We start from the raw sequence: 24,297 nt of genomic DNA, 5'->3' as shown, positions 1-24,297 counted from the left end.
GACCTCGCCACCGAAAGCGGGGACAAGTTGCCCGCTCCGATCCGGACAAAAAAATGGCGCCCCGGTTATCCCCGAGGCGCCATTCAAGTTTGAGGGACGCCGATCCTCAGAAGGCGATTCGGATCGCCGCCGAGAGACTCTGCTCGTCGTAGTCGCTCTGGAACTCGCCGTCATAGGTGACGCGTAGCGTGATCCCGCTCGACCCTTCAAAGGTGAGGCCGCCAAGGACGCCGTAGGAGACATCGTCGCGCGGCGTCGTCTGTGTGACGAAGGCACCGCCGCCGACCACGCTGCCCGTGGTCGCCTCGTCGGGATCGGCAAGTTCGCCGAGCACCTTCACGCCAAGCTCGGGGATGAGCTTGGAGCCGCCTTCGAGCTCCGCCGTGTAGCGGAGATTGACACCGCCAACTGCGCGCAGCGACTCGATGGTGCGCCCGTTGACGCTGATCGGGAACGGACCTGTCTCCGTATAGGCATCCACATCGACCAGGTTGTAGCGGAGCCCCACATTGGGTGTGACGTCCCACTGGCCGGAGGTGAACATGTGGCCCACCTCTGTGCGCGCCGCGAACTGCGTGCCGTCATAGTCCGCGACGTTCACGCCGCCGAGCGAGCGGCGCGAGCTGTCATAGTTGTTGAGGCCGTATCCGAGCGAGCCGTTGACGTACCAGGCGCCGGGGCGGTAGCTCAGATAGGCAACCGCACCATAGCCGTCGACCGTGGTGGTCGAGTTTGCGCCTGCCCCGTTCTCGTCGATATCGGATGAGACGTAGTAGACGCTGAGGCCGACGCGGGTGTTCTCCGCAACCTTGCCGTCGACACCACCGGTCAGGCCCCACATATCCGTATCGAAGCCATTGACGCCGGAGGGCGTGTATTCGGCCTTGAGGCCGCCGACCCGTCCCCAGAGCGCCCACTCGCCGTCGCCGCCGAGCATCTCGTCACCCGCGGCAAGACCCGTATCGCCACCGCCCTGCGCGATGGTGAAACCGCCGCCCGATATCCGGTCCATGATCATGTCGAAGATGAGATCGGTGGAGGCGATGGTGCTCGTGCCTTCGGCCTCGCTTTCGGAAGGCAGCGTGTCCTCGACGGCCTGGAGCAGCGCTGCGCGCTGTTCCTCTTCCGTCTCGAACTGGGCGAGCCAGAGCGTGAGGGGGCTATCGATGGGCTGGGTCGCGATGTACTCGTCGATCGCCTGGGCGAGGTCCACGAGATTCACGCTGCCATCGACATTGTCCTCCGTATCCTCCGCGGTTTCGGCAAGCTGGACACGCAGGAAGAGGTCGTTCGCGGAACCGGTCTCCACCACCTCGTCGTTCATCACCTTCAGGAAGTCGAAGAGGATGGTGTTGTCCTGGACCGTGGCGCCGTAGTCGGTGACGCCGTCCTCGCTCGAGGCGGAAGCGATCAGGATATCGCTGCCGACGACGCCCGAGAGGCCGCCCACGACGTCGACATCGATGATCGAGCCTTCCGAGAAGGTGATCGTATTGCCGTAGACGACGGCAGCGCCACCCGACGAGATGTCGGTGCCGAAGGTGCTGCCCTCATTGAAGAAGACATCGCCCGACACATCGAAGAAGCCGCCAAGGGTGAGGTCGAGCGTGCCGGAGATCGAAACCTCGCCTGCCATCACATAGACGCCTTCGTCCGTCACGCTGAGCGTTGCATCCTCACCGACGTAAACGTAGCCGTCCGCGTCCTTTGTGTGAATGCCGAACCCGTCCAGAACAACGGTGCCGCTGTAGAGGCCGACAAAGTCGGCATTCGATATGGCATATCCGTCGAAGCCGTCGTCGAGCGTGATCGTATCGTCATGCTCGAAGTAGATGTCGAGATCGCCTTCCGAACCGCCATGGATACCGAGGCCGAGCTGGACGCCGGAGCCCGAGATCGTCACCTCATCATTGCCGTCGCCGGTATAGATCGCACCGGTCACCGTGCCGCCATCGATGAGGATCGTATCGTCGCTGTAACCGAGCGAGGTGTCGATGTCGCCGTCGATGGAGCCCGTATGGGCGATCTCGACCGTCGCATTGAACTCGGCATAGCTATATGCCGCGACCAGCACATCGCCCACGATCTCGCCGTCATTGACGATCGAGACATATTTCGTGTTGTAGGCGTAGATCGCCGCTCCGTCGGCCGACGAGATGACGCCGTCCTCCGTGTTGGTGATGTTGACCGTCGGGCCGGTCGCCCGGATGGCGTCGGCATAGTCGCCGGTCGCCTCGATCGTGCCGGAGTTGTAGATGTTCGTCGTTGCGAAGCCGCCGGAATTGACGACGACCGCATGGCTGTAGTCGCCCGAGGCTTCGATCGTACCGCTATTGTCGAGCCAGGCGGTGCTGCCCCGGAGATGGACGCCCACCGTGTCGTCGGCCGCGACGGTAATGCTGCCGCGGTTCACCATCACGACTTCGTCATAAGCCTGGAGATAGACGCCGCCATCCTCGTCGGTATTGTCGGCGACGACGATAACCTCGGCATCCTCCTCATTGAGGAAGTAGATGTCATCGCTTTCCGAGACATCCACACGGCCGGTGATCGAGCCGTAATTGTAGATCGAGACGTTGTCCACATTGTCGATTTCGATGCCGGATTCGACGACCGAGATCGTGCCGTAGTTCACGACGGTAGCGGTATCCGCATCCTGGATGTCGATGCCGTCGGCACCGTACGACGTGACAGTGCCGTGATTCACGACCGTCACATACTCGGCATATTCCACAAAGATCGCATCGCTGTCGTAGGAGTAGACTTCGCCGTCTTCGAGGTTGGTGATGTCGACCGTGGGGCCCGAGGCGTAGATGCCCCTGGCGTCCTCGCCCGTCACCTTGATGAGCCCGCCATTTATGACGGTCGTCGTGTCGATGCTCTCCGAAGAGATGCGGACGCCATCCGAGTCCTCGCCGTATGTGCGGATCGTGCCGTAGTTCCTGAGTTCGGCCGTCTCGCCGAAGACCGTGGCGCCGTAAGCGTAATCGCCATGCGTGATGATGGTGCCATTGTTGTAGACATAGGCCGTTCCATCCTCGGCATCGGCGTCGATACCGTGGGAGTAGTTTCCATAGGTCTCGATGCGCGCCTCGAGCGTCTCGTCCGCTTCGTTCGTCGTCGTCGCATTGACGGCGAGGACGTCTCCCTCGTCCGAGGTCACGACCATGCCCGTGGCGTACTCGCCATGGGTGAGGATGCTCGAACCGATATTGTAGGCACGCGCATCGTTATAGCCATACTCGTCGCCTTCGTTGGCGGCGACCATGCCGACCGAACCGTCGCCATACGTGACGATGCTGGAGGCGTATTTGTTGCCCGCCATGGCGCCGCCTTCGTCGCTGTCCGCGACGACGCCGGCCGCATATTCGCCATAGGTCACGATCGACGAATAGGCCCAGTTGATCGCAACCGCATCCCCTTCGTCGGTTTCCGCGATCAGAGCCGTCGCATAATTGCCGTGGGTAACGATGGCCGCGTGATATTTGTTGAAGGCGAAGGCATCGCCTTCCGAGGAGAAGGCGGCGACGCCATAGGAATAGGTGCCGCTTGTTGCATCGCCATATTCGTCCATCGTGCCGGTCGTCACGTCGCCGTAGAAGTTGCCGGCAAACGCCGTCTCGTCTCCACCCGAAACGGCGAGAACACCCGAGGCAAAGTCGCCCGTGGTGACGATGGTCGAGCGGAAGTCGGCCGGCTCAAAGCCTTCCGTATCGACGAAATCCGCGACGGAGACATGGCCTTCGTCGCCGTAGAAGTAGAAACCTTCGCCGAAATACTGGCCGGGAAAGCTGTTGATCGCGACCGCGGCGCCACCGTAGCCGTTCGAATAGCCGTCGATGTCGCCGAACTCCGTGCCCGTCGCGGCAACGAGACCGTGTGCGCCATTGCCGCTCGTGACGATGGAGCCGCCGAACACGTTATAGGCAAAGGCATCGCCATACTTCGCGACGGCCGCGACGCCATAGGCATCGTCGCCGGCCGTCTGGACCGTGCCGGCATTGCCCGCGATTGCATCGCCGCCATCTCCTTCGTAGCCGCCCGCATAAGCCGCGACGCCGTAGGAGTCATCGCCCGAAGTCTGGACGCTGCCCGTGTTGAGCGCCTGGGCGACACCGTATTCGGAGGCCGCGTAAAGCGCGTCGGAGCCCTCACCGACGGTCGTCACCGTACCGGTGTTGAGCACCAGCGCGCCGTCCTCGCCATAGGCATAGGCCGCGGTGGCGAAGTGGCCATAGACATAGGTGTCGATTTCGTTGGTGTAGGTGCGGCCGGTCGAGATCGAGCCGTAGTTGCGCAGATCGGCGAAACCTTCTTCGGCAGTGACGTTCACGGCATCGGAGTAGTCCTCGGTGGCCGTGACCGTTCCGCCCTCGCGGTTGATGAAATAGGCATTGCCTTCATAGACATTGATGGAGAGGGTCGTCTCGTCGTAACGATCCGAGAAAATGGAGCCGCTATTGTCGACCAGGGCGTATTCGTCGACATCGATGTCGACATTGCCGATGATCGAACCGTTGTTATAGAGATAGGCGGCATCCGACTCGTCGATATCGATGGCCTTGTCTTCGGCCGAATAGATCAGGCCCGTCGCGACGATTTCCTCGTCCACGATGACGACGTCGTTGGTGATGCGGACGGTCGGCCCGAAGGCTTCGATGGCCCCCGAATCCTCGCCATAGGATGCGATGATGCCTGTGTTGACGATCGTCGTGGTGGTGTAGCCATGGGATCCGGCCCTGACGGCATCCACGTCGTAGCCGTAGGTCTTGATGCTGCCGCTGTTGTCCAGCGAGACCGAATAACCATAGATGGCGACACCGTCGGCATCCTCGCCATAAGTGAGGATGGTCCCGGCATTCGTCACACTGACGCTGTCGCCGCTCCCATAGATGCCGTCCGAATCCTCGCCCGAGGTGCGAATGATACCGTCTTCGGCATTGACGATTTCGACGTCGCCGCTGCCCCATTCGAAATAGCCGTCCGCGACGGCGCGGATGCCGTCGGAGTAATCGCCTTCCGTTTCGACCTCGCCCGAATTGTAGACATAGACTTCGTACTTGCCGTAGGCGTAGAGGCCGTGCGCTTCATAGCCGTCGGTGAAAACAAGACCCGTATTCTCGACATTGGCGTATTTGCCGTCGGCATGGACGCCGTGGCTCCCCTCGCCCGTCGTGGAAACCGAGCCCGCATTGACCGCCGTGGCCGTGCCGTACCAGCCCCATTCTGTCGACGCATAGACGCCGTAGGAACTTTCGCCCGTGGTGGCGATGATGCCGGTCGAGCCGTTTTCGGCGCGCGCGTCGTAGCCTTCCGACGCATAGGCGACGATACCGTGATGTCCGCCATATTCGTCGAAATAGTCCCCCGTCAGCACCGTGCCGTTGTTGATGACGGTCTGGTCGCCTTCGCCGCTGACGATGATGCCGATATTGTCGCCGTACCAGCTCGCTTCCTCGTTCGTCGTATCGACCATCGCCCCATCGCCGAGCGTGACCGTCGCGTCCTCGACGTCGATGTCGATGGTTTCGTTGAAATCGCCGATGCAGAGGATCTGCGTGCCGGGGCCCGCCTGCGGCACGCAGGTGCCCGCCCGCGCGGCTCCCGTGCCGGCAAGGCCGACCGCCGCGATCGACGCGCCGGAAAGAAGCGCCGCGGCAAGGAGACGCCGCACACCGCCAGCCGTTGTTGCCCGGCCGCTCGTTCGTACGACGCCGCCGTAATAGCTGTAGGCGGAGTTGAGCAGTGTCTGCTCTTCGCTCCGCACCTTGCCGGTGTTCTTTTCGTTGTTTCGCTTCGTCATCGGGGGCCCCCAAAAAGAGTCAATTCGGGAGCCAGACTGCGCGAGCGGGAAAAGGCGCTCCACTTGAGTCTAAGCCAAATAGGCAAGTGCTTTCGCACCATTGCGGATGAATTCCGCGCGTTAACGGAGTCAATCCGTAGACAGATGGAGTTTTCGGGAGAAAGCCGCGGAAATTGCGGGAATTTGAGTTTTGAAAAGTTAGCGGAGTATGGAAAACCGATTCAATCCGGCACGCGAAACGGACGAAATGACGGGGTGGCGCGGACGGCGGGGGGACACCGTCCGCGCGCCTTTCAGGCGACCGCTTCCTTCGCGGGTGCCTTTTCCATGTTTCCGTCGGCGCCGCGCATATCCTGCGGCGCCCAGTTCTCGATGGAAATTTCGTTTCGAATCGATCCATCGAGAAGGCCCGTCGCCTTGGGGCAGGTGACGCCCGGCAGCACGAAGACGTCGAACAGCTCGCGCACTTCGCCCTTGAGCCTGATCCATTCCACGATGTCGCCATTGCGCATGTCGACGATCTGCACGCCGCACCAGGGATCGGCGTCGCGTTTGGCAAGCTCGTCGTCGAGCTCGAGACCGGAGAAGCTGCCGTCGCGCGGGAGCGACAGGCCGACAAAGGCGTAGGGCCCGTGAAAACCGAGGCCGCGCGCAAATCCCGGCAGGAAGGTGATGACCTCGCGCTTGCCCGTCTGCTCATCGACGCGGCAGAGTTCGCCCCGTCCGGAATTGAGCACATAGAGAGAACCCTCGTGCAGACGCGGCGAATGCGGCATGGAAAGCTCTTCGGTGATCATGCGGTCGTCGCGCACATCCATGACGAAACCGCCCGACGCGCGCCTGTCGCGCCAGCCCGTGACGACATCGCTGCGGCAGACCGCCGTGACGTAGCGCGCCTCGCCATCGGCCATGGCAAGCCCGTTGAGGTGGCAACGGTCTTCCGGCGCGAGGCGCGAAATGAAGGGCGGCTTCCAGATCGGCCTGAAACTGTGCGTGAGGCTGAAGGTTGCGAGGCAGGAGAATTTCGTGTTGACGAAGATGACGCGGCCGCCCTTTTCGACGCCGATCTCATGCGCATCGAGGTCGCCCGTCGTTTGCGCATTGCGCGGCACATAATTGCGGTCGAAGCCGTCAAGCGTCTGCCCCTCGCGAAGGACGTTTTCGAGCCGCCATATCTGGTGCTGGCCCGCGAGATAGAGACGCTGCGGCGTGGCGGCAACGCCCATGGCATGCATGAAGTGGCGCTCGTGGAAGCTGACCTTGCCCCGGGGCAGGCGGCCGACGAGATAGAGCCGGCCGCTCTGATAGGAAGTGAAGCCGAAGCTCAGCCTGTTGCGCTCCATGAAACTGTGAAGCCCGCGCGAGCAGGAAATCTGCGTCGGCTTCTTCTCCGCCGGTTTCTGTTGGGCGGGTTTCAGTTCGGTCACGTTGGGCGCGCCCTTTTTCGGTTTCTCCGTCATCGCGAATTCGTTTCCTTCCATTCGGATGCGATAGCGCGTTGCGCCCGCGGGAGCTTCGCTATGCTTCGCAAATCACGCGGCGGTGACCGGCCCCGCGCCGGATACAACCGCCTGCAACGGAGACAGATTGCAGCATGGCCAACACACGATTCTCGACACGAGTTGCCTCCATTTCCGCATTCATCTGCGGGCGCACGGGGAGGATCTCCGCATGACCCGCATGGCAAAGCCGGCCCGGAACCCAGACACCAGGGCAGAAACGAAGAGCGCCTCGAAGGCAGCGCCGGCGAGGCTGACGGAGGTGGCGCCCGCCGCCGAGAAGCGCCGCAGCTTCACGCCCGAGACATGGTTCCCCTCGCCCGTCTGGTCGCGCCGGGTGCCCGACCATGAGCGCATCAACGCACATATTCTCTCCGTTATGGAGGAACTGGAGACGAAGGGCCGCGCGATCAAGCGCTCCAATGTCGGCGGCTGGCACAGCGCCGCGAACCTGCACGGCATGCCCGCGCTCGGCGAGATTCGCCGCATCATCGGCAACGCGGTCGCGGGCTGCGCGACGCAACTCGCATTCGACTTCGACCACTTCGAGCTTTTCTTTCAGGAGATGTGGCTGAACAAGAACGGCCCCGGCGACTTCAACAAGGCGCATGTGCATCCGAACTCGCTGCTGTCCGGCGCCTATTACGCGAAGGTGCCCGAGGGGAGCGGCAATATCGAGTTCTACGACCCCGTGCGCGAGCGCGTCATGTGCACCTTCCCCGTGAAGGAGCGCACCCGCATCAACAGCCAGGAGATGGAATACAAGGGCAAGGAAGGCCTGCTGCTGATCTTCCCCGGCTGGCTGCAGCATTCCGTGCAGCCGAACCGGAGCGAGGAGTTCCGCGTCTCGATCAGCTTCAACATGGGGTTCAGGCGGAAAGGCGGGTGACGGCCCCGCCCTCTCCCCAAAAGCCCCCGGAAAACGGGGGTTTTTTTGTTTTCCATCAAGGCTGCCGCTGCCCGCGCGCAATAGCGTGGCAGGGGCTTGCTTTTTCGGCAGCGGATGTTACTTTTGAATTATTATAATTCTAAAGTAAGACGATCCAAGGCAACAAAAGGAGCCAACCAGATGAGCACGGCCCAGAAACCCTCAACCGGCGGCAAGTGCCCTGTGATGCATGGCGGCGCCACCACCATGTCGGCGGGGACCACGAACATGGAATGGTGGCCGAACGCCCTCAATCTCGACATTCTCCACCAGCACGACAGCAAGACGAACCCGCTCGGGCAGGACTTCGACTATCGCGAGGAGCTGAAGGAGCTCGACGTGGCGGCGCTGAAGAAGGACCTCCACGCGCTGATGACGGACAGCCAGGCCTGGTGGCCGGCCGACTGGGGCCATTATGGCGGCTTGATGATCCGCATGGCATGGCACGCGGCGGGCTCCTACCGCCTCGCCGACGGGCGCGGCGGCGGCGGCACCGGCAACCAGCGCTTCGCCCCCCTCAATTCCTGGCCGGACAACGTCAATCTCGACAAGGCGCGGCGCCTGCTCTGGCCGGTGAAGAGGAAGTACGGCAACAAGGTGAGCTGGGCCGACCTCATCATCCTGGCGGGCAACATCGCCTATGAATCCATGGGCCTCAAAACCTTCGGCTTCGGCTTCGGCCGCGAGGACATCTGGCACCCGGAAAAGGATGTCTACTGGGGCTCGGAAAAGGAATGGCTCGGGCGCGAACGCTATCGCAGCGACGAGGACGCGACGTCGCTCGCCAACCCGCTGGCCGCCGTGCAGATGGGCCTCATCTATGTGAACCCGGAAGGCGTGGGCGGTAAACCCGACCCGATGAAGACCGCGCAGGAAGTCCGCGAGACCTTCGCGCGCATGGCGATGGACGACGAGGAGACCGCCGCGCTGACGGCAGGCGGCCACACGGTCGGCAAGACGCATGGCAATGGCGATGCGGCGCTGCTCGGCGCCGACCCGGAAAGCGCCGGCCCCGAGACGCAGGGGCTGGGCTGGCTCAACCCGAAGCAGGAAGGCCTCGCGAACCACACGGTGACCTCCGGTCTCGAAGGCGCATGGACGACGCATCCGACGGTGTTCGACATGGGCTTCTTCGAGATGCTCTTCGGCCATGAATGGGAACTGCGCAAGTCGCCCGCCGGCGCCTGGCAGTGGGAACCGGTCGACATCGAGGAAGAGGACAAGCCCGTCGACGCGAGCAACCCCTCCATCCGTCACAACCCGATAATGACCGATGCCGACATGGCGATGAAGGTGGACCCGGTCTACAACGCGATCTGCCGCAAGTTCATGGCCGATCCCGAATATTTCAGGGACACTTTCGCGCGCGCCTGGTTCAAGCTCACGCATCGCGACATGGGCCCGAAGGCGCGCTATGTCGGCCCCGACGTGCCGAAGGAAGACCTGATCTGGCAGGACCCCGTTCCCGCCGGAAGCACGAGTTACGACGTGAACGCGGTGAAGGCGAAGATCGCGGGCTCGGGCCTCACGGTTCCCGAACTCGTCGCAACCGCATGGGACAGCGCCCGCACATATCGCGGCTCCGACATGCGCGGCGGCGCGAACGGCGCGCGCATCCGGCTTGCGCCCCAGAAGGACTGGGCGGGCAACGAGCCCGACCGTCTCGCAAAGGTGCTCTCCGTGCTCGAACCGATCGCCAAGGCGGCGGGCGCGAGCGTCGCGGACACCATCGTGCTCGCGGGCAATGTTGGCGTCGAGAAGGCGGCAAAGGCCGGCGGCTTCGACATCGAGGTGCCCTTCGCGCCGGGCCGCGGCGACGCGACCGGCGAGATGACGGATGCCGCTTCCTTCGACGTGCTGGAACCGGTCCATGACGGCTACCGCAACTGGCTGAAGGAAGATTATGCCGCCACGCCCGAGGAACTGATGCTCGACCGCACGCAGCTCATGGGCCTGACCGCGCCGGAAATGACGGTGCTGGTGGGCGGCCTGCGCGTCATCGGCGTCAATCACGGGGGCGCGAAGCACGGCGTCTTCACCGGCCGCGAAGGCACGCTGACGAACGACTTCTTCGTCAACCTGACGGACATGAGCTATGCGTGGACGCCGAAGGAAACGAACCTCTACGAGTTGCGCGACCGCAAGACCGGCGCGGTCAAGTGGACGGCGACGCGCATCGACCTCGTCTTCGGCTCGAACTCGATCCTGCGGGCCTACGCCGAAGTCTATGCGCAGGACGACGGACACGAGAAGTTCGTGAAGGACTTCGTGGCCGCCTGGGTCAAGGTGATGAACGCGGACCGGTTTGACCTGAAGGTCGCCTAACATCTTTCAGGCTTGATGACAGAAAATGCGCCGCTCACGGAGAAATCCGCGGGCGGCGTTTTTTTGAGTCGTTTACCGTTTCGTGGAAACAATACCGTCATTGCGAGCCTCCCGTAAGGGAGGCGTGGCAATCCATAGGGCGCCTGCTACGGATTGCGGTCGCATGGATTGCCGCGTCGCATCTGCGATGCTCCTCGCAATGACGAGATTGGATTGCCTTTCCAATCTTGAACTCAGCACTTGAATGACGATTCCAGAGAAATTTGGAGAAAAAATTCTCGACAGATTTATAGGTGTCGGCTTTTTCTTGATAACTCCGACTCATCGTTGACAAGGTGAGCCTTGGAGGCATACGCGGATGGGCGATGTCAAAGCACAGATTCGTATCCAGCCGAATGTCGCACGCCTCATAACAAAGCGCGGAAATTAAATATTTTTGAAAATTGGTTTTACCTGTTTTGTCGTTCCCAACTAGTATGTAAGCCCAATATGAAAACATCTGGGTCTCCTATGATTCCAGGCCGTCACACTCACTTGAAAATCAGCGAGGTGTTGACGCCGCCGAAGCGCGATAAACTGCACCAACAATGATCTGCACAAAGAGCAACATGCCCTCCCGGCACAAAATCCCCGCGCGCAAATCCGACCGGGTGAACGGCGAAAGACAGCGTCGCGGGCGCAGAATCTCGCTGACCTTCCGGACCCTCACACTCTCTTGATCTCCGTTTCCCAAAAATCGGGTGGGATTGACGCCCGGCGGATTGCGCTGCTTGCACACCGCATTCAGGCCGAAAATGGAAGACGGACGGGCAATCGATGCAGCCCGTCCGTCGCCAGATTCTATTTCGGTTCCGGCGGCAAAGCCGTATCCGCCGACGACACGGCAACCTCGGGCACCAGCGTTATGTTCACCGGGCTTTCGTATTTGTTGTCGGCGCCGGAAGCGCTGTCGATGGCCCATCCGATGCCGCCGCCGAGGAGCACGTTCCCGACAGTGGCACCCGCAACGTCCGAATGATTCAGATAAGTGACATCGCTGTAGCCGCTCTTCGTGCATTCAATCGTTATGTCGTGTTTGGTTTTTTTGATTGTCGCAGCCCCCGGCGTCGGATTGACACGGGCGATGGAAACACCCTCCCGCATCAGCGAACAATCGGCACCGGCCGGATTGGTATTGACGAGAATTTCCTGACTTGTGCCTTCGATAATCGACGAGCACGCAGACAGAGAAATCAGCAGAATCAGTGCAGCAGATATCTTGGAAAACATAGGCACACCCCCCAGTATGTCCTTCGTAGACTGACGATTTATATTACAATGAACGGTGGGTAAAGACGAACCTCTCTGGCAGTCATGTGCAAATTTCCAGGGATTGAAGAGCGGGATTGACTGGAACCGTATCTGGAACAACGCTCAAGCTCGCGCGAGAGAGAGTGGGCGTGCGTTGCACAATGTCCGAAGCGAGATCGAGGTTCAGCGAGGGTGGGATTGGCGAAAACAGGCTTTGGCCTGTTTTCGTCCTTGGCCTGACGGCCTGCGGATCGAGCGGCGGGGCCGCTCGCCCCAAAACGCCTCCGGCGTTTTGTCGAACATGGGTTCTTTCCGCCCGCTCTTCCGCCATTAAAAAAGGCCCCCGTGAAGGGGGCCGTTTTTAATGGCGGAGAGGGTGGGATTCGAACCCACGGTACCCTTGCGAGTACGCCGCATTTCGAGTGCGGTACTTTCAACCACTCAGCCACCTCTCCGCAGAGGACGGGCAGACCGTTGAGGCCGCCCGTGAGGTCGAAACGGCGCGGAATGTAAACGCCACGCGGGTCCGGCACAAGGCCGGATCGAGGCTTTTGCAGCCCGTAGGTGAAGGCCGTCCGTCCTGCTAGACTGCATGGCTTCGGGGGAGCGGGAAGGGACATGAGCGAAGCGGAACGAGAGCGCGGCGAAGGGGACAAGCGGCCGGCGGCACGCGTGGCGGCGGCCTGGGCGGTTCACGCCTTTACGGCATCGGGCGTCGTCACCGCGCTTCTGGCGATCGCCGCGTTGATCGCGGGCGATCTTCGCCTCGCCCTCTTGTGGCTCGGCGCCGCGCTCATCATCGACGGTTTCGACGGGCCCATGGCCCGCAAGGTCCGGGTAACGGAATTCGCGCCGCGCTTCGACGGGGCCGTGCTCGACCTCGTGATCGACTATCTCACCTATACGGTGATCCCGGCGCTGCTGATCTACCGTTTCGGCCTGGTGCCGCCGGGATGGGAGATCCCCGCCGCCGCCTGGATCATGACGACCTCGCTCTATTGCTTCGGCAACCGGGAGATGAAGACGGCGGACAATTATTTTTCGGGCTTTCCGGCGACCTGGAACCTGATCGTGCTCTGCTTTTACGTGCTGGGCACCGGGCCTTGGGCAAATCTGGCGGTGATCGCCTTGCTCGGTGTCCTTACTTTCGTGCCTTTCAAATATATCCACCCCTTCCGGGTGACGACATTCCGGCCGCTCACGCTGGCCGTAACGGCCCTCTGGGCGCTCTCGACCTTCTGGCTGGTGCTGAGGAGCGGCGCGGGCACTCCCCCGGCGGTGGCCTCCCCCGCCGCCTGGTGGACCTTTCTGGCAGCATCGCTCTATTTTCTGGCGATCTGCGCCTGGCGCACGGCGAAGGACCGGGAAGGGCCGGGAAAGCCTTGAAATCAGGCCCTTTCGCGGCTTGACAGGGCGACCTCCCCCTGTATATTGCGCGCCAATTCGGCCCGTGCCGCTGTCACCGGCGGCCGCAGGGCCTTTTTCGTTACATGGTGGTATCAACGATGTTCGCAGTCATCCGGACAGGCGGCAAGCAATACAAGGTCGCGAAAGACGATCTCCTCGAGATCGAACGCCTCGACGCCAAGGCCGGCGACAAGATCGATCTGGGCGAAGTCCTCATGCTCGGCGCCGAAGGCGGCGAGACGAAGGTCGGCGCGCCGCTCGTCGATGGCGCGACGGTGAAGGCCGAGGTCGTAGACCTCACCCGCGGCCCGAAGCTCACGATCTTCAAGAAGCGCCGCCGCCAGAACTATCGCCGCAAGAATGGCCATCGCCAGGATCTGATGCTCGTCAAGATCCTCGACATCGCCGGCTAAGCGGACTGAAGGAGTAGAAACATGGCTCACAAAAAGGCAGGCGGTTCCTCCCGCAACGGTCGCGACAGCGCCGGCCGACGCCTCGGCGTGAAGAAGTTCGGTGGCGAAGCCGTCATTCCGGGCAACATCATCATCCGCCAGCGCGGCACGAAGTGGCATCCGGGCCGCAATGTCGGCATCGGCAAGGACCACACGATCTTCGCGAAGGTCGAGGGCGTGGTGTCATTTCACAAAGGCAAGAACGAGCGCGCCTTCGTGTCGGTCGTGACCGCCGGCATGCCGGAAGCGGCGGACTGAAACGCGAGGTGAGCCACCTCGCAAAGGTGGCGGCCATCGGGAATTCAAAGGGAGATGGGCCGCCATCTCCCTTTTTTCATGCCCTCACGAGAAGCGAGGGAGGAGCCCGATGCTGGAAGAACTGAAGACGGAAAGACTGCTCTTGAGGCCGCTCGCGCCGGCGGATGCCGAACGCCTGACGGGCCTCGCCAACAACTGGAACGTGGCGGCGATGCTCGCCCGCATGCCTTATCCCTACTCGCTCGACATGGCTGAGGGCTGGATCGCCCGGCAGGCGGCGCAGCGCGCGGACGGCGAGGAATTCGCCTATGCGGTGACCAATGGCGATGGCTTCATCGGCTGCTGCGGCGTGCAATCCCATGCCGACGGCACGCATGAGATCGGCTACTGGATCGGCGAACCTTACTGGAACCGGGGCTATGCGAGCGAGGCGGCAAGCGCGGTGCTCGGCGAGGCGACGAGACGCTTTGGCGCCGGAACGGTCATTGCCGGACATCAGGCCGACAATCATGCGTCAGGACGCGTGCTGACGAAACTCGGCTTCCGCTATACTGGCGAGGAAAGCCGCTGGTGCGAGGCAAGGCAGGAAAAGGTGCGCTGCCTCACCATGAAGCTGGCGCAAACAGGCAAGTGACATGAAGTTCCTCGACGAGGCGAAAATCCATATCCGCTCGGGCAATGGCGGCGCGGGCTGCGTGAGCTTCCGCCGCGAGAAGTTCATCGAGTTCGGCGGACCGGACGGCGGCGATGGCGGCCGGGGCGGCGATGTCGTTGTCGAATGCGTCGAGGGCCTCAACACACTCATCGACTACCGCTTCCAGCAGCACTTCAGGGCCAAGACCGGCATGCACGGCATGGGCAAGAACCGCTCCGGCGCGAACGGCGCCGACGTCGTGCTGAAGGTGCCTGTCGGTACGCAGATATTCGAGGAAGACGGGGAAACGCTGATCGCCGACATGATCGAACCCGGCCAGCGCCTCGTGCTCGCCAAGGGCGGCAATGGCGGCTTCGGCAATACCTATTTCAAGAGTTCGACCAACCAGGCGCCACGGCGCGCCAACCCGGGCCTTGAGGGCGTGGAAAAGACGGTCGTGCTGCGCCTGAAGCTCATCGCCGATGCGGGGCTGGTGGGGCTGCCCAATGCGGGCAAGTCGACCTTCCTCGCGGCGGTGAGCGCGGCGAAACCGAAGATCGCCGACTATCCCTTCACCACGCTGACGCCGGGGCTCGGCGTCGTCACCGTCGACACACGCAGCTTCGTGCTGGCCGACATTCCCGGCCTCATCGAAGGCGCGCATGAAGGCGCCGGCCTCGGCGACCGCTTCCTTGGACATCTGGAGCGCTGCCGCATCCTGATCCACCTGGTCGACGGCACCTCGGACGATGTGGGCGAGGCCTATGGCATCATCCGCAGCGAGATCGAGGCCTATGGCGCGGGGCTGGAGGAAAAGCCCGAAATTCTCTGCCTCAACAAGGCAGATGCACTGAGCGAGGAAGAGCGCGAGGCGAAGAAAGCGATTCTCGCGGCGGAAAGCGGCGGCGAGGTGTATGTGATTTCCGGCGTGTCCGGCGAAGGTGTCACCGACGTATTGCGGCTCGCGGCGGACGAAATCGGCGTACGGCGCGCGGAAGAACGCGCCGAAGAAGCGGATGAAGAAGAGGGCTGGCGGCCTTGAGCATGCAACTTGAAAAAGCGCAGCGCGTCGTCGTGAAGATCGGCTCCGCGCTGCTGACGGACGCGGAGACGGGCAAGCTCAACCGCACCTGGCTGCAGGCGATGGTCGAGGATGTGGCGAGGATGCGCGCGCGCGGGCAGGAAATGCTGATCGTTTCCTCCGGCGCCATCGCGCTTGGACGCCGCGCACTGAAACTGCCCGCCGGAAAGCTGAAACTCGAAGAAAGTCAGGCTGCTGCCGCTGTCGGCCAGATCGGCCTGGCGCAGGCCTTTCAGGAAATCCTTTCGGCATATGGCTTTTCCTGCGCGCAGATACTGCTGACGCTCGAGGACACGGAGGAGCGCCGCCGCTACCTCAACGCGCGCTCGACCCTGCAGACGCTGCTGAAACTCGGCGCCGTGCCCGTCATCAACGAGAACGACACGGTGGCAACGTCGGAAATCCGCTATGGCGACAATGACCGCCTCGCCGCCCGCGTGGCCAGCATGGTGTCGGCGGACTGCCTCGTGCTTTTGTCCGACGTCGACGGCCTCTACACCGCGCCGCCACACCTGCCCGGCGCGAAGCATCTCGCCGAAGTCGCCGAAATCACGCCCGAAATCGAGGCGATGGCGGGCGATGCGGCAAGCATCTATTCGCGCGGCGGCATGAAGACCAAGATCGCAGCGGCGCGCATTGCAACCGAAGGCGGCGCGCGCATGGCGATCGCGAACGGCCGCGCGCTGCATCCGCTGAAGGCGATCGAGGACGGCACACGCTGCACCTGGTTCGCGGCGCATTCGACGCCCTTTGCCGCGCGAAAGCGGTGGATATCGGGCTCACTGAAAAGCCTCGGCACCATCATCATCGACGATGGCGCCGTGAAGGCGCTGACCCAGGGCCGCAGCCTGCTGCCGGCAGGCGTGACCGCCGTCGAGGGAGAGTTCGGGCGCGGCGACGCCGTGACCGTGCGCGATGGCGCGGGCCACGAGATTGCGCGGGGGTTGAGCGCCTATGCAAGCGAGGATGCGCGCGCGATCATGGGCCATCCAAGCCAGGAGATCGAGGAGCTGCTGGGCTTTTCCGGTCGCGCGGAAATGATCCATCGCGACGATCTGGTGCTTAAAAAGCCGTGAAATGAGCAAGGCCCGGGCCCATATGACGCTGGGCCCTGCGGCATTGAAAGACGTGAGGCTGCCTGAAATACTCTTCCAGCCTATCGACGTAGACAGGTGACGACCGTGAGCATCGTGAAACTGAATACCGGCGAGACGAACATCGCGGGCCTGATGGCCGAAATCGGCGAGAAGGCGCGCGCGGCGGCGACGGCGCTTGCCACGACGCCGACGAAGCAGAAGGATGCCGCGCTGCTGGCCGCCGCCATGTGCGTTCGCGCCAATGCGGACGACATCCTGAAGGCCAATGCCGACGATGTGGCGGATGCTCTGAAGAATGGCCTCGCGCCTTCCATGATCGACCGGCTGACGCTCGATGCGAAGCGCGTGGAAGCGATTGCGAAGGCGCTGGAGGAAATCGCCGCTCTGCCCGACCCCGTGGGCTCGAAGATCGCGGAATGGGACCGCCCGAACGGTCTTCACATCGAACGCGTGCGCGTGCCCCTGGGCGTCATCGGCATCGTTTACGAGAGCCGCCCGAACGTGACGGCGGATGCCGGCGCACTCTGCCTGAAGGCCGGCAATGCCGCCGTGCTGCGCGGCGGCTCGGAAGCATCGCGCTCGAACAAGGCAATCCATGCCTCGCTTGTCGAGGGCATTCTCGCCGCGAACCTTCCCGAAGCCTCGATCCAGCTCGTGCCCGTGACGGATCGCGCGGCGGTTGGCGAAATGCTGAAAGGGCTCAACGGCAATATCGACGTCATCGTGCCGCGCGGCGGCAAGAGCCTCGTCGCGCGCGTGCAGGAAGAAGCGCGCGTACCGGTCTTCGCGCATCTCGAAGGCGTCTGCCATGTCTATGTGGATGGCGAGGCCGACCTCGACATGGCGCGCAACATCGTGCTGAACGCGAAGCTTCGGCGCACCGGCGTATGCGGCGCGGCCGAGACGTTGCTTGTGGACGAAGCCTGCAAGGACACGCATCTCGCCCCTCTCGTCCAGGCCCTGATCGCCGAAGGCTGCGAGGTGCGCGGCGATGAGGCGACGCAGAAGACGGACGCGCGCGTGAAGCCCGCCGCGGAAGAAGACTGGTACACGGAATATCTGGACGCGATCATCGCGGTACGCGTGGTGAAGGGCGTCGGCGGCGCCATTGCCCATATCGGCAAATACGGCTCCAGCCACACCGAGTGCATCGTGACCGCGAACGGCAAGACGGCCGACCGCTTCTTCGCCGAAGTGGACAGCGCGATCCTGCTGCACAACGCCTCGACGCAATTCGCCGATGGCGGCGAGTTCGGCATGGGCGCGGAAATCGGCATCGCGACCGGCAAGTTCCATGCGCGCGGTCCCGTCGGCGTCGAGCAGCTCACGAGCTTCAAATATCTGGTGCGCGGCAGCGGTCAGGTTCGTCCCTGACATGCGCCGCGAGATGCTGACGCCGGGACTGAAGGTGGGCCTCCTCGGTGGCTCCTTCAATCCCGCGCATGAAGGCCACCTGCATCTGACACGCATGTGCCTGCAATCTCTCAGGCTCGACCGCGTCTGGTGGCTCGTCTCGCCCGGCAATCCGCTGAAGCCCGAAAAGGACATGGCGCCCTATGCCAGGCGCTTCGCCTCGGCGGAAAAGATGGCCCGCGATCCGCGCATCGTGGTGAGCGGCATCGAGGCTGAGCTCGGCACGCGCTATACCGCCGACACGCTGGCCGAACTGACCGCCCACTTTGCCGGAACCCGCTTTGTCTGGCTGATGGGAGCCGACAACATGCTGCAGTTCCCGAAATGGCGGAACTGGCAGGAAATCGCGGCAACCGTGCCGATCGCGGTCTATCCGCGCCCTGGCTACACGCTCAAGGCGCGCCTCTCCCCGGCCGCCGCCATGCTGCGGCCCTGGACGCTCGATACGAGCGATGCGGCTCTGCTGCCGCTCATGGAACCGCCCGCCCTCGTCTTTCTCGGCGGACCGGAAAACCCCGCCTCGGCGACCGCAATCCGCGCGGCCGGCGGCAAAGCCTGAGCCATTCGGGCCGAACGTCGCCTGCCTGTCAAAATCCCGTCATTGAATTGAAGCCTTGCGAGGCTTATTCTTTAGGCGTTACGGGCATTTCATCGTCCGTTGCGCAAGTTGGTAAACATGTTTGCTGAATAGAGGAGTGTGTTCCTGAGCAGACAATCACCGGACCTCAAGGTCCAGCAAGGGCCCGGCGCGGCAAAGTCCGCCGGAGCAGTAAAACGGCCCCCCGCATCCCGCAAGGGACAGGCGGCCGACACCGGCAAGTCTTCGGAAATGCTCGCTCTCGTGCTCGAGAGCCTGGAGGAAGACAAGGCCGAAGATGTGGTTTCCATCGATCTGACCGGAAAGACACCCATCGCCGATCACATGGTGGTCGCGAGCGGACGGTCGCAGCGCCATGTCGGCGCGGTGGCCGACCATCTCGTACGCCGCCTGAAAGAGGCCGGGTTCGGCACGTCGCAGGTCGAGGGAATGAAACAGGGCGACTGGGTGCTCATCGATGGCGGCGACGTGGTGGTCCATGTCTTCCGTCCCGAGGTGCGCGAGTTCTACAAGCTGGAGAAGATGTGGTCCGCCGATATTCCGGCAGACCAGATGGCCGTTTGAGGCGACAGACCCCTCGAACCTCGCCGGATGCTTCTCCCCGCGTCCGCTAATGGCCGGCGCCATGCCGGACGGGGATTTATGCGCGTCCAGATCTGTGCCGTGGGGCGGCTGAAGAACGGCCCCGAAAAACTCCTTCTCGACGACTACATGTCGCGCTTCGACGCGGCGGGGCGCGGCATCGGCCTTACCGCGCTGCCCCTTGCCGAGGTCGAGGAAAAGCGCCGCAGCGACGCGGCGGAACTCATGGAACGCGAAGCGGCCCTTCTCGCCGCCGCGATGCCGAAAGGAGCGCTCGTCGTTGCGCTCGACGAACGCGGCCGTGTCGAGACGAGCGAAGCCTTCGCAAAAAGACTGGGCAAGTGGCGCGACACGGGAACCGCCGATATCGCCTTCCTGATCGGCGGCGCGAACGGGCTTGCCCCTTCGCTGCGCGACGGCGCCGCCCATGTCATGGCCTTCGGCGCGATGACCTGGCCGCACATGCTTGCCCGCGTGATGCTGGCCGAACAGCTTTACCGCGCCGTCACGATACTTTCCGGCCACCCCTATCATCGCGCCTGACACGATTGCGCGCGATAGGCGGATTTTCGTCTTCGAGTGTTACCGCTTTGCGATTCCATCCGGCCGGGTTCTGCTCTAGGTTTCGGGTTTGCTGCGGGTGCGGCGATTCGAACCTCGGGGTTCGCCAAATTTCATATTTTTCAGGATTGCGATGAGCGGCGTTCGACCAATTGTCCTTGCCTTGCTGGATGGCTGGGGCGTCCGGGCGGAGCGTGAGGGGAACGCGGTCGCCCTGGCGCGGACGCCGATCTACGACCGGCTGGCCGCCACCTCGCCGCGCACGCTGCTCGACGCCTCGGGAGCGGCGGTGGGCCTCGCACCCGGCAAGCCCGGCCATGCGCAGGCAGCCTATGCGACGCTCGGCGCGGGCCGGCCCGTGGAACCGCCGCTCGCAAGGATCAACCGCGCTTTCCAGTCGGACGGCCCCGGCGGCATTGCCTCTCACCCCGTTCTGAAGCAGATCGTCTCGCGCGTGCGACCCCTGGGTGGCGCAGTGCACTTGATCGGCGCGATGACGCCGTCGGGCATCGCCGGACACCAGAACCATCTGGCCGTGCTCGCCGCCCTTTTGAGCCATGAGGGCGTGAAAGTCCGGGTCCATGCCGTCATGGACGGCATCGACACTGATCCGCAGGGCGGCATCGAGCATCTGCGCGAGTTCCTCGACGACATCGCGGGCGCGGAAAATGCCGAACTCGGCAGCGTCTTCGGCCGGAGTTTCGGCTTCGACGAACTATCCGATCCCGCCGCAACGGCGAAGGTCTGGCGCGCGCTCACCGAAGCCGATGCACCGTATACGGAATATCCCACCGCCTATCTCGACGAATGCTACCGCAAGGGGCTCGACGACGACCGCGTGCCACCCGCCCTCGTCTCCTCGTTCCGCGGCATCCGGCCGGACGACGCCCTGCTTCTCGTCAACCTCCAGCCCGATCACGGGCATGCGCTGCTCGGTGCGCTCGCCGATCCGGTCGCCGCCGGACTGTCGCAGAAGGCGTTGCCGTTGAGCGGCGTCTATTCGCTCGTCCGCCTGACCCCGCCGCTCGGCGGCAGCGTCGAACCGCTGTTCGAGGCGATCGAGTTCCGGCCGAGCCTCGCCGAAGCGCTTTCGCGCTCCGGCCTCCGCCAGCTCACCCTTACCGAGAGCATCGCGGAGGCAAACCTCTGGACCTTCGCCCGCGGCGGGGCACCAGCACTCCTTCCCGGCGAGAACGTCCTCGTGACCGATACGCCGCCGCTCGCGCAAGCCGAGAAGAGACCGGAACTGGCTGCGGCGGCGCTTGCCTCCGAACTGCTCTCCGCTCTCAAGACGGGCGAGCACGATCTCATTACGGCGAGCTTCTGCAATGCCGCTGTGCTCGGCCGGACGGGCAATCTGCGCGCGACCGTGGGCGCGATCGAGGCGATCGACAAGTATCTCGGCAAGATCGCCGCGCAGATCGGCAAGCGCGGCGGCACGCTTATCCTCTGCGGGACTTATGGCAAGGCGGAGCAGATGCTGGACCCGGCAACGGGCGCCGCCTGCCGCCGGACCACGGCCGCGCCCGTGCCCTTCGTCGTCGCGGGCGGCACCAAGGTGAGCCTTGCGGGCGGCACGCTCGCCGATGTCGCTCCGACGATCCTGGACCTGCTGGGCGTCGAAGTGCCGGGCGAGATGTCCGGCCGCTCCCTGGCGGCCGAACGGACCGACAAGGTCAGTGCGTGAAACCCTGCATAGGACGCTTGCCCCGCTGCTCCTCGCAGCGGCGCTGACAATGCCGTCGGCCCTGCCCCTTCTTGCCGAAACCGCGGAGCCGGGCGAACTCGAAAAACTGCAAAGGGAAATCGGCACAAGCCTCGAACGGCAGAAGGAATTGCAGGCGCAGGCCGAAGCCGCGCGCGCTGAAGCCGAGGCGATCCGCGCGAAGCTCATCGAGACGGCGGCGCGCGTGCAGACGCATGAAGCCGACGTCTCCGCCTCCGAGGACAGGCTGCAGGGACTGAAGGGCGCCGAAGCCGTGCTGACCGCGCAGCTCGAAAGGCGTAAGGACGACATGGCCGAGTTGCTGGCCGCGCTCACCCGCCTCGACAGGCATCCGCCGCCGGCGCTCGCCGTCCGGCCCGACGATGCGCTTGCCTCGATCCGCAGCGCCCTCCTCCTCGGCACGCTGGTGCCCGAGCTTCAGGCCGAGGCAACCGAACTGCGCGACCGGCTGGAACAGCTTGCCGCACTTCGCCGCGAGATCGGCGAGGAACGGACGGTGCTCGCCGAGGCGGAAGCCATGCTCGACCGTGAGCGCAGCGAACTTCAGGGGTTACTCGACAGGAAACTCGCCACGCAGCAGAAATTTGCCGCCGCCGCCGAGAGCGAGCAGGCGAGAGCCGAACGCCTTTCCCGTCAGGCGACGGACCTCTCCGACCTGATTTCGAAGCTGGAGGACCAGGCGGCCGAGCGCCTGCCCGCGACGCGGCCGGAACCGCGTCCCGAGCCTCAGCCCGAGGAGCCGACGCGGGTCGCGCCCGCCCCCGCCGGCGAGCAACAACGCCAGGTCGCCATCCTGCGTCCGCCCGCCTCTCCCCCGTCCATGCCCTCCTCCAGACGCTTCTCGGACGCCCGGGGTCTCATCCGGCCACCGGTGACGGGCACGGTCATTCGCGCGTATGGCAGCCGGGAGGGCGGCACCAGGACGCAGGGGATAACCATTTCGACACGTTCCGATGCTCAAATTGTTGCCCCATTTGACGGCAAGGTCTCTTATGCGGGGCCATTTCGGCACTACGGCCAACTCTTGATAATTTCGGTCGGAGAGGGCTACCATGTATTATTGGCGGGTATGGCTAGAATTGACTGCTCGGTGGGTCAAAGCATCCTTGCCGGCGAGCCGGTCGGCATGATGGGTCCGCCGCCCGCAGATGACGATCCGGCCGCACAAGACAGGTTGGCGACGCGGGGCGAGACGGACCGCGGGCCGGCGCTCTATATCGAGTTTCGGAAGGACGGCGACCCCATCGATCCGGGACCCTGGCTGCTCATGAGTGACAAGAAGGCACGTGGTTAAATGAACAAGTCCGTCTTCGCCGGTTTTGCGGTCGGTACGCTCCTGTCCTTTGCCGCCATTGTTGGCGTGAAGCAGGGCTTCCTCGATACGCCCGCTCAAGCGAACGAATCGAACACTTACCGGCAGCTCAATCTTTTCGGCGACGTTTTCGAGCGCGTGCGCGCGGATTATGTCGAACCGACAGACGACGCGAAGCTTGTCGAGAATGCCATCAACGGCATGCTCACCTCGCTCGATCCTCACTCGAGCTACATGACGCCGAAGACCTTCCGCGACATGCAGGTGCAGACGCGCGGCGAGTTCGGCGGTCTGGGCATCGAAGTGACGATGGAGAACGGCATCGTGAAGGTGGTGACGCCGATCGACGATACGCCGGCGAGCCGCGCGGGACTTCGCCCCAACGACTACATCACCCATATCGACGGGACGCAGATCCTCGGCATGACCTTGAGCGACGCGGTCGACAAGATGCGCGGCGCGGTCGACACCGACGTCACGCTGACGGTGGTGCGCAAAGGCAAGGACGAACCCTTCGACGTGACGCTGAAGCGCGACATCATCACCATCAAATCGGTGAGGTACAATCGCGAGGGCGATATCGGCTATATCCGCATCACCTCCTTCAACGAGCAGACGACGGACCTTCTGGAAGACGCGATCGGCGCTCTTTCGAAGCAGATCGGAGCCGGCAGACTGAAGGGCTACATTGTCGATCTTCGCAACAATCCGGGCGGCCTGCTCGACCAGGCGATTGCGGTCAGCGACGACTTCATCGACGGCGGCGAGATCGTCTCGACGCGCGGCCGCCATCCCGAGGACACGCAGCGCTATAATGCACGCGGCGGCGATGTCACCGGGGGCCGGCCGATCATCGTGCTTTTGAACGGCGGCTCGGCCAGCGCGTCCGAAATCGTCGCCGGCGCGCTGCAGGACCATCGCCGCGCGACCATCCTCGGCACGCGCTCCTTCGGCAAGGGCTCGGTCCAGACCATCATCCCGCTCGGGTCGGACGGTGCGTTGCGCCTGACGACCGCGCGCTACTACACGCCCGCCGGCCGCTCGATCCAGGCGAAGGGCATCGATCCCGACATCGTCGTCACCCAGACGGCGCCCGAAGAGAAGAAGCAGATCAACCGGACGGGCGAATCCGCGCTTCCCGGCCATCTGGCTGCCGAAGAAGGCGACGAAATGGCCGGTTCCGACAGCTTCGTGCCGAAGGACAAGAGCGAAGACAAGCAGCTTCTCTATGCGATCGACCTGCTGAACGGTGCACGCAAGGATTCGGCCTTCCTCGGCGCCGGCAGCACCTCGAGCGCCATGGCCAACTGAGACGCTGCGCGGAAAAAGCC

The 24,297-nt window shown here is 63.6% G+C and carries 18 protein-coding genes and 1 tRNA gene; 15 read left to right on the top strand and 4 right to left on the bottom strand.

Annotated features, from left to right (window positions below; translation table 11 throughout):
- Nucleotides 1–106: 106 nt before the first annotated feature.
- Both ACKUUH_RS05745 and ACKUUH_RS05740 read right to left on the bottom strand, forming a co-directional pair.
- On the bottom strand, nt 107–5,803 hold the full coding sequence (locus tag ACKUUH_RS05745) for an autotransporter domain-containing protein (RefSeq protein ID WP_407948918.1): 5,697 nt from the start codon (nt 5,801–5,803) through the stop codon (nt 107–109).
- 293 nt (nt 5,804–6,096) lie between these two features.
- Nucleotides 6,097–7,263 carry a TIGR03032 family protein gene (locus tag ACKUUH_RS05740; protein ID WP_407948917.1) on the bottom strand — a complete coding sequence of 389 codons (1,167 nt, stop codon included), beginning with the start codon at nt 7,261–7,263 and terminating at the stop codon, nt 6,097–6,099.
- Between the two features lie 211 nt (nt 7,264–7,474).
- Between ACKUUH_RS05740 and ACKUUH_RS05735 the strand changes: the two genes are divergently transcribed.
- Together ACKUUH_RS05735 and katG are read left to right on the top strand one after the other, a co-directional pair.
- Nucleotides 7,475–8,191 (top strand): TIGR02466 family protein, encoded by a 717-nt coding sequence (locus ACKUUH_RS05735; protein WP_407948916.1) that lies wholly within the window; start codon nt 7,475–7,477, stop codon nt 8,189–8,191.
- Between the two features lie 180 nt (nt 8,192–8,371).
- Nucleotides 8,372–10,555, top strand: coding sequence for a catalase/peroxidase HPI (katG, locus tag ACKUUH_RS05730; RefSeq protein ID WP_407948915.1), 2,184 nt, complete (start codon nt 8,372–8,374; stop codon nt 10,553–10,555).
- Between the two features lie 840 nt (nt 10,556–11,395).
- On the opposite strand, the gene ACKUUH_RS05725 is transcribed toward katG, so the two are convergent.
- Complete coding sequence (locus ACKUUH_RS05725; protein ID WP_407948914.1) at nt 11,396–11,824, bottom strand: hypothetical protein; 429 nt, start codon at nt 11,822–11,824, stop codon at nt 11,396–11,398.
- A 386-nt stretch (nt 11,825–12,210) separates the two neighbouring features.
- Nucleotides 12,211–12,300, bottom strand: a tRNA-Ser gene (locus tag ACKUUH_RS05720).
- Nucleotides 12,301–12,463: 163 nt separating this feature from the next.
- Here ACKUUH_RS05720 and ACKUUH_RS05715 point away from each other — a divergent pair.
- The 13 genes from ACKUUH_RS05715 (at nt 12,464) to ACKUUH_RS05655 (ending at nt 24,277) form a co-directional block, all read left to right on the top strand.
- Nucleotides 12,464–13,231, top strand: coding sequence for a CDP-alcohol phosphatidyltransferase family protein (locus ACKUUH_RS05715; protein WP_407948913.1), 768 nt, complete (start codon nt 12,464–12,466; stop codon nt 13,229–13,231).
- Between the two features lie 119 nt (nt 13,232–13,350).
- A complete protein-coding gene (gene rplU / locus ACKUUH_RS05710; RefSeq protein ID WP_407948912.1) occupies nt 13,351–13,665 on the top strand; it encodes a 50S ribosomal protein L21 in 315 nt (104 codons plus the stop codon).
- A 21-nt stretch (nt 13,666–13,686) separates the two neighbouring features.
- Nucleotides 13,687–13,962 carry a 50S ribosomal protein L27 gene (gene rpmA, locus ACKUUH_RS05705; RefSeq protein WP_407948911.1) on the top strand — a complete coding sequence of 92 codons (276 nt, stop codon included), beginning with the start codon at nt 13,687–13,689 and terminating at the stop codon, nt 13,960–13,962.
- A 109-nt stretch (nt 13,963–14,071) separates the two neighbouring features.
- Nucleotides 14,072–14,596: a GNAT family N-acetyltransferase gene (locus tag ACKUUH_RS05700; protein WP_407948910.1), complete on the top strand. Its 525-nt coding sequence runs from the start codon at nt 14,072–14,074 to the stop codon at nt 14,594–14,596.
- Between the two features lies 1 nt (nt 14,597).
- Nucleotides 14,598–15,638, top strand: coding sequence for a GTPase ObgE (gene obgE / locus ACKUUH_RS05695; protein WP_407948908.1), 1,041 nt, complete (start codon nt 14,598–14,600; stop codon nt 15,636–15,638).
- Nucleotides 15,626–16,753, top strand: a complete 1,128-nt coding sequence (proB, locus tag ACKUUH_RS05690) for a glutamate 5-kinase (RefSeq protein WP_407948962.1) — start codon at nt 15,626–15,628, stop codon at nt 16,751–16,753. Before obgE ends, proB begins: the two co-directional genes overlap by 13 nt.
- 153 nt (nt 16,754–16,906) lie before the next feature.
- Nucleotides 16,907–18,148 carry a glutamate-5-semialdehyde dehydrogenase gene (locus ACKUUH_RS05685; RefSeq protein WP_407948961.1) on the top strand — a complete coding sequence of 414 codons (1,242 nt, stop codon included), beginning with the start codon at nt 16,907–16,909 and terminating at the stop codon, nt 18,146–18,148.
- 1 nt (nt 18,149) lies between these two features.
- On the top strand, nt 18,150–18,746 hold the full coding sequence (locus ACKUUH_RS05680; protein ID WP_407948907.1) for a nicotinate-nucleotide adenylyltransferase: 597 nt from the start codon (nt 18,150–18,152) through the stop codon (nt 18,744–18,746).
- A 270-nt stretch (nt 18,747–19,016) separates the two neighbouring features.
- A complete protein-coding gene (gene rsfS, locus ACKUUH_RS05675) occupies nt 19,017–19,349 on the top strand; it encodes a ribosome silencing factor (protein ID WP_407948905.1) in 333 nt (110 codons plus the stop codon).
- Nucleotides 19,350–19,427: 78 nt separating this feature from the next.
- The gene (rlmH, locus tag ACKUUH_RS05670; protein ID WP_407948904.1) at nt 19,428–19,910 is read left to right on the top strand and encodes a 23S rRNA (pseudouridine(1915)-N(3))-methyltransferase RlmH; all 483 of its coding nucleotides are present in this window, start codon (nt 19,428–19,430) and stop codon (nt 19,908–19,910) included.
- A gap of 151 nt (nt 19,911–20,061) precedes the next feature.
- Entirely contained in the window at nt 20,062–21,615 is a 1,554-nt protein-coding gene (locus tag ACKUUH_RS05665) for a hypothetical protein (protein ID WP_407948903.1), read from the top strand.
- Nucleotides 21,616–21,664: 49 nt separating this feature from the next.
- A complete protein-coding gene (locus tag ACKUUH_RS05660; protein WP_407948902.1) occupies nt 21,665–22,948 on the top strand; it encodes a murein hydrolase activator EnvC family protein in 1,284 nt (427 codons plus the stop codon).
- Nucleotides 22,949–24,277 (top strand): S41 family peptidase, encoded by a 1,329-nt coding sequence (locus tag ACKUUH_RS05655; RefSeq protein WP_407948901.1) that lies wholly within the window; start codon nt 22,949–22,951, stop codon nt 24,275–24,277.
- Nucleotides 24,278–24,297: the final 20 nt, after the last annotated feature.

This window comes from Parvibaculum sp., from assembly GCF_045863935.1.
Taxonomy (GTDB): Bacteria; Pseudomonadota; Alphaproteobacteria; order Parvibaculales; family Parvibaculaceae; genus Parvibaculum.
Note: the sequence above shows the minus strand (reverse complement) of the source record. Positions and strands in the feature narration are given on the sequence as shown.

Bases quoted from the DNA above. Each gene is read 5' to 3' on its own strand.
- rplU (WP_407948912.1), top strand. From the start codon at position 13,351: ATGTTCGCAGTCATCCGGACAGGCGGCAAGCAATACAAGGTCGCGAAA.
- ACKUUH_RS05725 (WP_407948914.1), bottom strand. From the start codon at position 11,824: ATGTTTTCCAAGATATCTGCTGCACTGATTCTGCTGATTTCTCTGTCT.
- ACKUUH_RS05715 (WP_407948913.1), top strand. From the start codon at position 12,464: ATGAGCGAAGCGGAACGAGAGCGCGGCGAAGGGGACAAGCGGCCGGCG.
- ACKUUH_RS05685 (WP_407948961.1), top strand. From the start codon at position 16,907: ATGGCCGAAATCGGCGAGAAGGCGCGCGCGGCGGCGACGGCGCTTGCC.
- ACKUUH_RS05680 (WP_407948907.1), top strand. From the start codon at position 18,150: ATGCGCCGCGAGATGCTGACGCCGGGACTGAAGGTGGGCCTCCTCGGT.
- ACKUUH_RS05700 (WP_407948910.1), top strand. From the start codon at position 14,072: ATGCTGGAAGAACTGAAGACGGAAAGACTGCTCTTGAGGCCGCTCGCG.
- rsfS (WP_407948905.1), top strand. From the start codon at position 19,017: ATGCTCGCTCTCGTGCTCGAGAGCCTGGAGGAAGACAAGGCCGAAGAT.
- ACKUUH_RS05660 (WP_407948902.1), top strand. From the start codon at position 21,665: ATGCCGTCGGCCCTGCCCCTTCTTGCCGAAACCGCGGAGCCGGGCGAA.
- ACKUUH_RS05655 (WP_407948901.1), top strand. From the start codon at position 22,949: ATGAACAAGTCCGTCTTCGCCGGTTTTGCGGTCGGTACGCTCCTGTCC.
- ACKUUH_RS05745 (WP_407948918.1), bottom strand. From the start codon at position 5,803: ATGACGAAGCGAAACAACGAAAAGAACACCGGCAAGGTGCGGAGCGAA.
- ACKUUH_RS05735 (WP_407948916.1), top strand. From the start codon at position 7,475: ATGACCCGCATGGCAAAGCCGGCCCGGAACCCAGACACCAGGGCAGAA.
- rlmH (WP_407948904.1), top strand. From the start codon at position 19,428: ATGCGCGTCCAGATCTGTGCCGTGGGGCGGCTGAAGAACGGCCCCGAA.
- rpmA (WP_407948911.1), top strand. From the start codon at position 13,687: ATGGCTCACAAAAAGGCAGGCGGTTCCTCCCGCAACGGTCGCGACAGC.
- ACKUUH_RS05665 (WP_407948903.1), top strand. From the start codon at position 20,062: ATGAGCGGCGTTCGACCAATTGTCCTTGCCTTGCTGGATGGCTGGGGC.
- ACKUUH_RS05740 (WP_407948917.1), bottom strand. From the start codon at position 7,263: ATGACGGAGAAACCGAAAAAGGGCGCGCCCAACGTGACCGAACTGAAA.
- obgE (WP_407948908.1), top strand. From the start codon at position 14,598: ATGAAGTTCCTCGACGAGGCGAAAATCCATATCCGCTCGGGCAATGGC.
- katG (WP_407948915.1), top strand. From the start codon at position 8,372: ATGAGCACGGCCCAGAAACCCTCAACCGGCGGCAAGTGCCCTGTGATG.